Origin of the sequence: Stieleria varia (genome assembly GCF_038443385.1) — a bacterium.
Taxonomy (GTDB): domain Bacteria; phylum Planctomycetota; class Planctomycetia; order Pirellulales; family Pirellulaceae; genus Stieleria; species Stieleria varia.
Genome location: NZ_CP151726.1, coordinates 186259 through 199419, shown reverse-complemented (window position 1 = coordinate 199419; position 13161 = coordinate 186259). Strand labels below are relative to the sequence as shown.

7 protein-coding genes are annotated in these 13161 nt (G+C 56.1%); all 7 read left to right on the top strand.

Annotated features, from left to right (window positions below; genetic code table 11):
* Positions 1-318: 318 nt before the first annotated feature.
* The 7 genes from Pla52nx_RS00825 (at position 319) to Pla52nx_RS00795 (ending at position 13019) form a co-directional block, all read left to right on the top strand.
* On the top strand, positions 319-1674 hold the full coding sequence (locus tag Pla52nx_RS00825) for a dihydroorotase (RefSeq protein ID WP_146517674.1): 1356 nt from the start codon (positions 319-321) through the stop codon (positions 1672-1674).
* Between the two features lie 149 nt (positions 1675-1823).
* A complete protein-coding gene (locus Pla52nx_RS00820; RefSeq protein WP_231741541.1) occupies positions 1824-4142 on the top strand; it encodes a tetratricopeptide repeat protein in 2319 nt (772 codons plus the stop codon).
* Positions 4139-4837: a pilus assembly FimT family protein gene (locus Pla52nx_RS00815; RefSeq protein WP_146517672.1), complete on the top strand. Its 699-nt coding sequence runs from the start codon at positions 4139-4141 to the stop codon at positions 4835-4837. The genes Pla52nx_RS00820 and Pla52nx_RS00815 overlap by 4 nt, the downstream gene beginning before the upstream one ends.
* 255 nt (positions 4838-5092) lie before the next feature.
* Positions 5093-6526: a phytoene desaturase family protein gene (locus Pla52nx_RS00810; RefSeq protein WP_146517671.1), complete on the top strand. Its 1434-nt coding sequence runs from the start codon at positions 5093-5095 to the stop codon at positions 6524-6526.
* Positions 6527-6861: 335 nt separating this feature from the next.
* Positions 6862-8571, top strand: coding sequence for a glutamine--tRNA ligase/YqeY domain fusion protein (locus tag Pla52nx_RS00805; protein ID WP_146517670.1), 1710 nt, complete (start codon positions 6862-6864; stop codon positions 8569-8571).
* A 415-nt stretch (positions 8572-8986) separates the two neighbouring features.
* Entirely contained in the window at positions 8987-9607 is a 621-nt protein-coding gene (locus tag Pla52nx_RS00800; protein ID WP_146517669.1) for a hypothetical protein, read from the top strand.
* Between the two features lie 13 nt (positions 9608-9620).
* Positions 9621-13019 (top strand): FAD-dependent oxidoreductase, encoded by a 3399-nt coding sequence (locus Pla52nx_RS00795; RefSeq protein ID WP_146517668.1) that lies wholly within the window; start codon positions 9621-9623, stop codon positions 13017-13019.
* Positions 13020-13161: the final 142 nt, after the last annotated feature.

Genomic DNA, 13161 nt, shown 5'->3' with positions numbered 1-13161 from the left:
CGGCTAACCCCAAAATCAAGACCGGACGATGCACTAGCCTGACATTCACACCCAGCCGCGTCTCTCGGAACGTGAAGAATGAACCGGCGATGATCGCTGCGCTCCATCGCCGGCTACCGTCTGTGACCGCTTCACGGTCATATGCAGCAACAATACGTTTCACGTTCCCCGAGACGCGAAGCTCTCCAACCCCGAGACAAAGTCCGCCTGGAAAGGCTGACGTACGGGGCATTCTTGCCGGGGATTGACGAGGCATGGCAGATGGTCAAGCCTAGTGATCTGGTCCACTTTTGTCCCCGAATCACCGAAAGTCCCGCCATGTCACGAACACTTTTTCGCAACGCCAACATCGTCTTGCCGGACTCCGTTCGTGAGGGATCGGTTTTGGTCGAGCAAGGCGTGATCATTGATATCGACGCCAGCGACAACGCAGCAGCGGATCATGTGGTGGATTGCTCAGGCCTGCACCTGATGCCCGGTGTTGTTGACGATCAAGTTCACTTTCGCGAACCCGGACTGACGCACAAAGAAGACCTGTCGACGGCCAGCCACGCGTGCGCCGCCGGCGGCGTGACATCCTTTCTGGAAATGCCCAACACCAAACCGCCCGCGATCACGGTGGACGGAGTCCGGGCCAAAGAAGCCCTCGCGGCGTCGAAGTCACTGGTGAACTATGGCTTCTACATCGGTGCCACGCCCGATAACGTTGCCGAACTCAACAAAGCAACCGACGTGCCGGGGATCAAGATCTTCATCGGCAGCAGTACCGGCAATCTGCTCGTCGATGAGCAAGAAGCCCTCGAGCGGATCTTCGCCGAAACCACTCTGCCGATCTGTGCACATTGCGAAGACGAAACGACGGTGCGAGCCAATGCAGAACGTTTGGCCGGCACAACGGACATCCGAGACCACTCCAACATTCGTGACGAGCAAGCCGCCATCGTCGCAACTCGACGCGCGACCGAACTGGCTCGACGGCATCAACATCGCTTTCACGTATTGCATGTTTCCACGGCCGCCGAGCTGCAGTTCCTCGCCGACCCGTCACCCTATCTGACGGCAGAGATCTGCCTGCACCACATATTCTTTCATGTCGGTGACTACGCCCGTTTGGGCAGCCGCATCCAAATGAATCCTTCGATCAAAACCGAGCAGGACACTCGAAAACTGTTTGACGCGCTGCTCGACGGGACCATCCAAGTGATCGCGACCGATCACGCACCTCACACATTGGAGGAGAAAGCACAACCCTATCCCAACAGCCCGTCCGGTTTGCCCGCAGTGGAGAATTCTTTGGCGCTGATGCTCAATCAGGTCGCCGCGGGACGCTGCAAGTTGCCCCAAGTGGCCTCGTGGATGTGCGACGCTCCGGCACGGGTTTGGGGGATTGTCGGCAAAGGACGCATTGAGACCGGATATGATGCAGACCTCGTGCTGGTGGACATGAATCGCAAGAAAATGATCACCGACGAGAGTCAGCACACCAAATCAAAATGGAGCCCCTGGAGCGGCGAAACACTGACCGGTTGGCCCATCGGCACTTGGGTCGGTGGACACAAGGTCTACGATGTCGACGAAGGATTTGATGAGTCGGCACGCGGCAACAAATTGCGGTTCGATCATTCCCGCGGCGGTTATTGGAACACGCCCGACGGAATCGGGCCTGTTGATTGAACCATAACCCAACGCGTGAGCGAGGGATTTACCGAGTATCCCTCGCTGACGCGTCGGGTTGGGAAATTATTTCGTCCTCGCAGCAGGAGCAAAAGTGCCCCGAAAACACACGTTTAAAGATTTCGTTGACTTTATCGTCGCCCACCAGCATGCTGGTCATTTTGCCGCCCGCCGGAGTATCCGCGTTGTCTCACCACTCGCCCCGCCGCCGCAGCATCCTTTTGCTGTTGTTTGCGTTTGTGTTTTTTTCGTCCGTCCACAACCATGCGTTGTCACAGGATGCGGCCGACCTGCCAGGCAAGACGGTTGATTCCGATGCCGACGTTGCCCCCGCGATTCGTCCCGTCAGCGATTCGATTCGCCCATCCATGGTGACGATCCGAGTGGAAGGCCGTGACCGTGATCAGCGGGGAATCGGTGCCGGCTTTGTGATCGATTCCGACGGCCTGATCGCCACCAACTCGCACGTCATCGGGGAAGGACGCGCGTTCACGGTTGAACGTTACGCAGAGGACTCCACCAAGACCGGTGAGAAACTGCAAGTCATCGCGGTGGAAGCCTCGGATCGAAACGCCGATCTGGCCATCATCCGCGTTCGACCCGGAAAAGATCCACTGCCCGCGTTGACGCTTTCCACCGAGCCGATGGCCGATCAAGGAACGCGAGTGCTGGCGTTCGGCAATCCGCTGGGACTACGCGACAGCGTCGTGGAAGGCATCGTGTCTGCGGTTCGTGAAATCGACGGACAACCGTATTTGCAATTGGCCATGCCCACGCAACCGGGCAACAGCGGCGGCCCCCTGGTCAAGTTCGACGGATCGGTCGTTGGCATCGTGAACATGAAATCCGCCATCGATGACAACCTCGGTTTCGCGATCCCCGTCGAGCGTTTACGCGATTTGATGCAATCCACCAACCCGATCACGATCGACCGCTGGGTCCGAATGGGGACGATCGACCCAAGTGTTTGGATGCCGCTGATGGGGGCCCAATGGGTGCAACGCGGCGGCATGATTTCGGCGCGTGGCCAAGGAGCAGGATTTGGCGGCCGCGCTCTGGTGATCCGCAACGAAGACACCGATCAGCGACCGCTCGAAATCGCCGTGGATGTACGATTGAATGATCCGTCCGGCGCCGCGGGACTCGTGTTCCACAGTGACGGCCAAGACAAGCACTACGGGTTCTATCCCTCAGCGGGAAAGCTGCGTTTGACGTGTTTCAAAGGCCCATCGGTTTATTCCTGGGAGATTCTCGATGAAGTCGAATCGTCTGACTTTGTCCCCGGTCAGTGGAACCGATTGCGTGTTCGACTCGCCGATGAACGAATCGAGTGCTACGTCAACGACGCGTTGGTCATCCAGTCGGCCGATCAGCAGTTGACCAGTGGCCGCGTGGGCTTGGCCAAGTTTCGCGGCACTGAGCCGGATTTCAAAGCTTTCCGGATCGGAACCGACCTGAGCGACGCGCCGATCGCGGATGAAACGCTGCGAATGCTCGCCGACATTTCGCCACCGATTCAACCAGCCGTGACGCCTGACAGTGAGCAACTGGCGCAATTGGCTCAAGCCAGTGATGCGGTCAATCGCACCCTCAGACAACGTGCAGCCGAATTGCGACGAAACGCGGAGGCGTTGGAGAAATTGGCAGGAGACGTCCAGCAGGAAAAGACACTCGATCAGTTGTCTGCCGTCCTGCAAAGCGAGGACCCCGACCGCTTGGTTCGCGCAACCTTGGTGATCGCAAAGCTCGACAACCCCGAGATCGACATCGACGCCTATCAACAGCAATTTGAATCGATGGCCGGAGAGATTCGCGGTGAATTGGCGGAGGACGCTGATGATGAAGCGAAACGTCAAGCATTGGATCGCTATCTGTTCGTCGAAAACGGTTTTCACGGTGGTCGTGCCGAATACTATCACGTCGCCAATAGCCATCTCAATCGCGTGATCGATGATCGCGAAGGTCTGCCGATCACGCTGTCGATCCTCTACATGGACTTGGGCAGACGATTGGGATTAGACATCCAAGGCATCGGGCTTCCCGGGCATTTCGTCGCCGCGCACGTCAGCGGTGACGACCAACAACTCATCGATGTCTTTGATGGCGGCGAATTGCTTTCACGCGACGACGCCCGCAACATGGTCCGACAGTTTGCACGACGTGACTTGCAAGAGGATGACCTGCGCGCACAGACCGACACGGAGATCTTGACGCGTGTGCTGAGTAACTTGATGGGCATCGCGACCCGCAGCGAAGACGTCGAGTCAATGCTGCGGTACATCGAAGCGATCGTACACGTCAATCCAGACGCGGCGGACTATCGTATGATGCGAGCCCAACTCAGGGCAATGACACAGCGTACCAGTCGAGCGTTGGAGGACCTGCAATGGCTGCTGGACCACGAACCGCCCGGCATCGACCTGTTTCGTGTCCAACGCATGATCGACGCGTTGGATGAGCCGCGATGAGTCAGGGCGATCCGGTGGAGTCGGAACGCCCAGATGAGAACACGCGTCGAACCGAGAGCCAGTTCACGCTTCGCGAACTCATGCTGTGCATGGCAGTGGTCGCGTTGGTCGCAGCCTACCTCGTGACCCAAATGCGGCTCAGAACAGCGACGACGGAGTTGCAACGCTTGCGAGCCGAAACCGGCTATCTCGCATCATCGTCCAACGATCAAATCGCCGCGGTCCGTGTCCCCAGCGATGATCCGCTGACCTATCGATTTCGCGTCCGCGTGCCCCCATCCGGTCGATACCGAATCGCCTACAGCAGCCTGTGGCCGGAGAACACTACCGGGCCGAGTTGGTATGCCGCCGTTGATTTGGAGCCCGGCGAGTCGCTCGCCACCGTGCGAATCCTCAAGGACCCCCGAGATGATCGCTGGAAAATCACCACCCTGGTCCGATCAGAGCGGGGGACCAAGCGGGTGGGCACGGTCTTGCCGGGGGAACACACGGATCTGTTTCTAAAATCCAATGACCGAATGAGCCTTTCGATTGGTCAAGACACGGTTTTTGCCGATAAAACGGAGTCACTGCGACTGGTCGACGAAAGATGGATCGTTGGCGAAAACGGCTTGTTGCTGTACGGTGGCGGCTTACCCAAAGGCGACCAAATCGGTGTTTTTGCAGAACTGCAACCCGACATCGGCCCCCTCTAACACCCAGTGTCATCATCCAAACAAAAAATGGCTCCCCTCTCCCCCAGATCCTGGCGAGCCTAAGCGAGCCAGGATTTGGGGGAGAGGGGCTGGGGGAGAGGGGGCAGAATCACTAACGTACAAAACCACGTCGGGAACGGACTCTCAAGGTGTTTGGCTGAGTCACTTTCAGAAGGACAAACTTTTGTGCCGAGCCCTACGAGTCCCCTCCCACCACCCAGCAACTCACCCTCTCCCCCCAAAGCTCGAACAAACATGCCACGTGATTTCTTGAAAGGTGCTCAGGACGAATATGATGTCGTGGTGATCGGCAGCGGTTTGGCCGGCATGACCTCCGCGAATATCTTGGGCCGTGCCGGACATCGCGTGCTGCTGCTGGAACAGCACTACAAACTCGGTGGATTGGCCACATGGTTCTTGCGCCCCGGTGGTCACACCTTTGACATCTCACTGCACGGGTTTCCTCATGGGATGGTCAAGTCCTGCCGTCGGTACTGGAATCGTGACATCGCCGATCGGATCGTCCAACTAAAAAACATTCGGTTCGACAACCCGCAATTTTCACTGACCACCACGTTCGACCGCGAAGATTTCACGCGTCTGTTGGTCGAGCGATTCGGGCAGCCGAGTGAGACTGTTCAGGAATTCTTTGACACCGCGCGTGGCATGAATTTCTATGACGATCAAACCACCACGACGGGACAACTGTTTGATCGATTCTTTCCCGGTCGTAACGACATCGTGCGATTGCTGATGGAGCCCATCACTTACGCCAACGGATCAACGTTGGAGGACCCGGCAATCACTTATGGAATCGTGTTCAGCAATTTCATGAGCAAAGGCGTCTACATCTACGAGGGCGGCACAGATGATTTGGTCAAACGGATGACCAGGGAATTGGAGTCCAACGGTGTCGACATTCGCATCAACTGCCCGGTCGAAAAGATCGACTTGGTCGACGGACGCGTCAGTGCCGTTCACGTCGGCGGTCGCAAGATCCGTACACGAGCGATCGTCAGCAACGCCAATCTCAAGACGACCGTCCTCAAGATGCTGGGCGAAGAAAAACTGGACCGCGATTTTATCCAACGGGCCAAGGACGTGCGGCTGAACAACAGCAGCACGCAAGTCTACATGGCGCTCAAAGAGGGCGAAGAAATCGACGAGAGCAGTGGAGATCTATTCTTTACCAGCACCGCCGAGGATTTCCGCACCGAACTGCTGCTCAGCCGCGACATCACCAGTCGCACCTTCAGTTTTTATTACCCCAGAACTCGACCGTGGAAAACCAAGGAACGTTACGCGATCGTCAGCAGCACCAACGCGAACTGGTCCGACTGGGCGGATTTGAACGAAGCCGACTATTTGGCCAGCAAGCAGGATTTGGTGGAGACCACCATCGATGCGCTGGAACGCTACATCCCAGGCGTGCGTGACAAAATCGATCATGCCGAAGCCGCCACGCCGAAGACCTTTCACCACTACACCCAACACGAAATGGGCGCCAGCTTTGGCACCAAATTCGAAGGCCTGGGGGTCAGCCGAGAACTGCCCCAGCAAGTCGGCGGCATGTTTCACGCCGGTAGCGTCGGGATCATCATGAGCGGCTGGCTCGGTGCGATCAATTACGGCGTCATCGTCAGCAACGAAGTCGACCAGTTGCTGACCAGCGAAGCCTCTCCCGTGTGAGCGGTTCGGGCGGCTAGTTGTCTGGGACGCCTAAGAGTTAGGGTTGGCCGTAGTGGATCTTGTCAAAGATCCCACCACTGCAGGATCTTTAACAAGATCCACTACCCTAAAATTAAGATGTAACAGACCACTAGGCGGACCTTGACCGAACAATCCCCCCTATGATCGAAATCGAGTTTTTCGTATCTCTGCGGTAGCAGAAAAATCGACACCCGGATCACGGACGAACCCGGAACCGCCGACAGGGGTCTCTCGGGGAAAACGTTCTCGATATTCCCACAGCATTTCCAAATCAACCACGACCTGATTTCCCAAGCCATCCACAAGCCATCGCCATGACCGACGCCTCTACCGAGCCCAACGAATCCGATGAGTCACGCTCCAAGCACTTCATCACCCAGGCGATCGATGCGGACTTGGCCGCAGGCAAGGCGAGCGGCGTGTTCACACGGTTTCCACCGGAACCCAACGGGTACTTGCACATCGGGCACGCCAAAAGCATCTGCTTGAACTTCGGCTTGGCCAATCAGTACGACGGAACATGCAATCTACGCTTCGACGATACCAATCCGTCCAAAGAGGAGACCGAATACGTCGAATCGATCATGGACGACGTGCGTTGGCTGGGGTTTCAGTGGGACAATCTGCACTATGCCAGCGACTACTTTGACCAACTCTATACTTGGGCCGAAAAGCTGATCACGGAGGGACACGCCTATGTCTGTGACTTGAGCAGCGAAGAGACGCGAACCTATCGCGGCAGCTTGACCGAACCGGGAAAGGACAGCCCCTATCGCAAACGCTCGCCGGAGGAAAACCTGGATCTGTTTCGCCGCATGAAAGCGGGCGAGTTTGCCGACGGGGCGCGTACCCTGAGGGCCAAGATCGACATGGCGTCCCCCAACATCAATCTGCGTGACCCGGTGATGTATCGCATCATGCGGGCTCACCATCACCGCACCGGTGACAAATGGTGCCTCTACCCGATGTACGACTGGGCGCACGGACAAAGCGATTCGATCGAGGGAATCACGTTCTCGATCTGCACACTGGAGTTCGAAAACCATCGTCCGCTCTACGATTGGTATTGCAAATCGCTGGGCATCCATCACCCGCGTCAAATCGAGTTTGCCCGGCTGAACTTGACCTACACCGTGATGAGCAAACGAAAGTTGCTGCAACTGGTCAAAGAGAATCACGTCAACGGATGGGACGATCCCCGCATGCCCACCATCAGCGGCTTGCGTCGCCGGGGCTACACGCCCGAGTCGATCCGCAATTTTTGCGCCGACATCGGCGTGGCAAAGTTCAACAGCACGATCGACGTCGTCCGTTTGGAAAACGCCATCCGCGAACACCTCAACGCTGTCGCCCCACGCCGCATGGCGGTTCTGGATCCGATCAAACTGACGATCACCAATTGGCCTGAGGGTCAAGTCGAGATGATGTCGGCAACGAACAACCCAGAAGACCCCGAAGCGGGTTCACGTGAGATCCCCTTCAGCGGAACACTGTGGATCGAAAAAGAAGATTTCCAAGAAGAAGCTCCTCGAAAATTCTTCCGCTTGAAAAAGGGCGGCGACGTTCGCCTCCGCGCCGGTTACATCATCGATTGCCATGATTGTGTCAAAGACGCCGAGGGCAATGTCACCGAGATCCTGTGCACTTACGATCCCGAGACCAAGAGCGGCGAGGATAAGTCAGGCCGCAAGGTCAAAGGAACGATTCACTGGGTCAGTGCCGAACACGCGGTCCCGATCACCGTCCGTAACTATGACCGCTTGTTCAACGTCGAGAATCCCGATGTGACCGACGAAGGCCAGTCCTTTTTGGATCACATCAACCCGGACTCGCTGTCGGAGATCACCGGCTTGGCCGAGCCGGCACTGGCAGAGTCCGCCATCGGAGATCGCGTTCAGTTCGAACGCCTGGGATACTACGTCGTGGACCCCGATAGCGAGGCAGCCGACTCGATCGTATTCAATCGGATCGTCCCCTTGAGAGACAGTTGGGGCAAGATGGTGGCCAAGGGCAAGACGCAATGAGCCTGCGGGAATCATCCCCATTGCGATACTTGGCGAGTGGCAACTGAAATCGCGCTCATCACCGTAGGATGGGCACTCTTGCGCGTACGCGATCTCTCGGGCAAGAATCCCCGACGTGCATCGGTTAGTTACTACACGTCCCTCGGCAGAGCTGAGAAAACTGGAACAGTCGTCCATCCCAGGGACCCGCCCGAACAGCGTGATCTGCCTTAAGGGTACCTTCGACCAAGGTACCCGAGTAGGATATTCCTCGCACCAAAACGGGAAGCCTACAACCAGCCGATATCGATTCCCGTAGTTATGTTCGCGGAATTTCCAATGCAATCGTCCATTTTGAACTTCGCTTCCCGGATCACATGACGGGGACTTTTGCCACGTCGGACATGCCACTACATAGACTGAATAACGCAACACCGTGACAAAATTGAAACTTTGCGTCGCTTGTCTGCTGTTCGTCTTTGCGTCAGCGTATCCATTCAATGGCGACGAGCTGTTCGATTCCAACGCACCCCCTCACACGCGTTTTGCCAATCGGATGGAAGCGTTGCTTGGGTCGCTGACGAAGACTGGCTATCAACACACGACACAAATCGACGAAGCCAAAGGCCAAGTGAACTGCGATTGCTCCGGATTGGTCGGGTTCGTCCTGCGGCACACTTATCCAGAAGCCTACGTGTCTCTACGGGGTGACGAAGCACCGTGGCGCAAACACCCGCTTTCGGTCACCTACTTTGAAACCTTCATGGTCGATACGGAAGGTGAGTGTATGGGATTTCTGAGTGGCGAACGCGAGGTCATCAGTAACATTGCCATCGGCCGAATCGCACAGCCCGAGAAACCTACTTCGCACGCCGAAGATGTCGATTTCATCGGCCTGAAAACAGAGAAAGCATCAGAACTGGCAAAAGAACGCAAGCTCATCTGGCGCATCATTCGGCAGGATGGAATCTCCATGCCTCCCGGTATGGCCATCAATGTCGACCGTTTGAATTTTGTTATCCAGAACAATCAGGTGATTCGCGTACTGCGCGGATAATGAGACGATCCCAATGTACAACCTCAATCCTGCTCGATGGTATGGCCAGCCAATAGCACTCAGCGTTCTGGTGTTTTTTGCTTTGATGCCGCCTGCGTTTCAACGATCCGTACATGCGGAACCGGCAGACGAAGCCCCTCATTACGACATCGTCGTATACGGAGACTCGTCTGGCGCCGTCACGGCAGCGATCTCGGCGAAGCGTCAAGGCCGTTCGGTGATCCTGATCAATCCGACACACTTCCTCGGTGGCATGAGTTCCAGCGGGCTTGGTGCAACAGACTTTCTGGGTCGAAGAGATACGTTTGGTGGAATTGCGTCAGAATTCTACGACGAGATTGCCAAACACTACGGCCAGGAATTTGTACGCAGCTTTGAAGCACACGTGGGTCAATCAGTATTCGATAGGCTGATCAAGCAAGCGGGCGTTCCTGTCGTCTTCGATGCAAAATTGAATCGTGAGTCAGGCGTCAAAATGGAAGGTCATCGTATCGTCTCGATCACCACCTTGGACGGTCGGACCTATCGAGGAAAGATGTTCATCGACGCGACTTACGTTGGTGACTTGATGGCGGCGGCAGGGGTGAGCTACACCGTCGGACGCGAGCCGGAAGAGAAGTACGGTGAAAGCCTGGCAGGCGTGCGACGCGGAGACACACAGCCACGTTTGCACTACCGGCAAGGCAACAAGGATCATTTCATTGTCGATGTCGATCCCTACATCGTTCCCGGAAAGCCCGATAGCGGATTGCTGCCGCGTGTGCACAAGATTGATGGTCTTGCGAACGGTCAAGGCGATCGCAAGATTCAAGCGTACAACTACCGCCTGTGCTTGACGACAGATCCGAATCTACGAATTCCCATCGAAAAGCCGGCCGGCTATCAAGCCATCGATCACGAACTTCTGCTGCGAAACTTCGAGGCTGGTGACTCTCGCTTACCCGCCTTGATCGATCCTTTGGCGGGCTCGGCTTCGAAAGTCGACTGGAACAACATGCATGCCGTCGGCAGCGACCTTGACGGTGTCAACTGGGATTATCCAGAAGCCTCCTACGATAAGCGTCGCGAGATTGAAGCGGCACATGAACTTTACATTCGCGGGTTTCTGTGGACGTTAGCCAATAGTCCTCGCGTGCCAGAAAAAATCCGGACCAAAGTTGCCCAATACGGTTTGCCCAAGGACGAGTTCACGGTCAACGCTGGCTGGCCCTACATGATCTACATTCGTGAAGCGCGTCGCATGATCGCCGACTACGTGATGACGCAAGCGGACTGCGAGGCTAAACGCCAGGCAAATGATCCAGTAGGGTTGGGCTCGTTCGGGATGGACTCCCATGTCGTGCAATTCTTTGTCAACGAAAAGGGCTTTGTGCGTCACGACGGTGTGATCTGGCATGTGCCACCGAAACCGTATGGCATTTCCTACCGATCGATTGTTCCTCGCATCGGCGAATGTGAAAACCTATTCTCTCCGATCTGCCTGTCGACGTCGCACGTGGCCCACGGTTCCATTCGCATGGAACCTGTGTTCATGACGCTGAGCGAAAGCGCAGCGATCGCTGCGAGTATCGCAATCAAGATGGACATTTCCGTTCAGGAAGTCCAGTACGCCGATCTTCGCCCGCACCTGGACGCAAGCAATCTGATCGTCCAGTGGAGCCAGAAGTCTCCAGCCGCAAAGGATCCACCCAAAATTGATTTGCCAAAGGTTGATTCGCCTAAGATTGATGGAAGCATTTTGGACGATACCGACGCGGTGCTCACCGGAGAATGGATCGAAAGCACTTTTGGCGACGGGTACGTCGGTGAGTCGTATTTGCACGACAACGATAGTGGCAAAGGTGACAAGAAGATTCGCTTTGAATGGACCGGTTTGAAAACGGGCCTGTACGACGTCGATATCGCTTACACTCCGTATCGCAACCGGGCCTGGAACGTTCCTGTTGTGATCCATCATGCCAACGGAGAATCCAAAGTCGTTGTCGATCAGAAACGCAAGCCCACCAACGGTGGTTGGCACTCCCTGGGGCGATTTGCGTTTTCGAGTCAACAGCCTGCCGTTGTCCAAATCAGCACTGAGGGGACCGATGGGTACGTGATCGCCGATGCGGTGCGAGTGGTCCGTGTTTCAGAACCAGATGCTTCAACTCATACTCCAGCGTCGGGTCTTGCAACGAAGCCAAACATCCTTGTTATCCTTGCGGATGACATGGGCATCGAGTGCCTTTCGGCTTATGGGGGGAAGCATGCGACGCCTAACATCGACGATCTTGCGGACCAAGGGATGCGATTCACCCATTGTTTTTCCAACCCCTTCTGTTCACCCTCGCGAGCGAGCCTCTTGACGGGACGCTACCCCTTCAAGAACGGACTGACGGATGTGCTTCACAGTCGGCGGCAAGAGAACATTTTTCTGTCGCCTGCCCAACCTAGTTTTGCTCGTCAGTTGAAGACGCAGGGTTATGCCACCGGCATCGCTGGCAAGTGGCACATGTCGTTGCTGCATCAACACAACACCGTCAACGCGTTCGGGTTTGATCAGTATCAAGTCTGGCAGATTTTCGACAGCCAGGGCAACAAGACGCGACGGTACTGGCAACCGCACACTAATCGAAACGGTTCGGTCGTTGCCGAGGAGGTTCATGATCGATATGGCCCCGACGTGGATGTCGAATTTCTAATGGAGTTCATCCAGGCGAGCGTCAGGCAGCATACGCCGTTTCTCGCGTACTTCGCGACCCCGCTGCCGCACTTCCCGTGGGAGCCAACGCCGGACTCAGAAGACCAGAGCTATCGCAAACCGCACAATGAACACAAAGGCGACCCCAAGTACTTTCCCGACATGGTGCAGTACCTGGACAAATGTGTTGGTCGGCTCCTGAGAACATTGCAGGACCAGGGCGTTGCCGATCGCACTGTTGTCTTCTTCTTGGCAGACAATGGCACCGACCGAGACCTGACCAACCTATGGGGCGACGAAAAAGCAATCCAAGGCGGCAAGGGTACGATGACCGATCGAGGCACTCATGTTCCCTTGATCGTGCGTTGGCCCGGTCATATCCCCGCAGGAACAATCTGTAAGGACATGGTCGATTTTTCGGACTTGCTTCCCACGCTTTGCGAGTTGTCCGGCGCGCCACTTCCGAGCGAGGGAATCCATGGCCGTAGCTTCTTGCCTCAGCTGCTTGGCAACCCTGGTAATCAGAGAGCATGGGTTCATGTTCAGCATCAAAACGCAAGGCACCTACGAAGCCAAGATTACATCTTGAACGACATCGGAGAATTCCGCCCGGTGGTCGAACTATGGGAGCCACCGGCACAGCCACTCGTGGACATCAAATCGGACGACATACGCACTGCACGTCAACAACTCCAGAACGCCTTTGACGAGTTGCAAAACGAAGATCACTGATCAACTCAACTTTGGTTTATCGTGCCGAGAGATCCAATGTCCTATCCATTGTGTGCGATGACCTGATTACGCGAGTTTCGACATCCGTCAAGTGCGTCCAGGGACGGTTTCAATGCCGCAGTGTTTCAAACAAGCTGGGTAT

Bases quoted from the DNA above. Each gene is read 5' to 3' on its own strand.
- Pla52nx_RS00825 (WP_146517674.1), top strand. From the start codon at position 319: ATGTCACGAACACTTTTTCGCAACGCCAACATCGTCTTGCCGGACTCC.
- Pla52nx_RS00820 (WP_231741541.1), top strand. From the start codon at position 1,824: ATGCTGGTCATTTTGCCGCCCGCCGGAGTATCCGCGTTGTCTCACCAC.
- Pla52nx_RS00815 (WP_146517672.1), top strand. From the start codon at position 4,139: ATGAGTCAGGGCGATCCGGTGGAGTCGGAACGCCCAGATGAGAACACG.
- Pla52nx_RS00810 (WP_146517671.1), top strand. From the start codon at position 5,093: ATGCCACGTGATTTCTTGAAAGGTGCTCAGGACGAATATGATGTCGTG.
- Pla52nx_RS00805 (WP_146517670.1), top strand. From the start codon at position 6,862: ATGACCGACGCCTCTACCGAGCCCAACGAATCCGATGAGTCACGCTCC.
- Pla52nx_RS00795 (WP_146517668.1), top strand. From the start codon at position 9,621: ATGTACAACCTCAATCCTGCTCGATGGTATGGCCAGCCAATAGCACTC.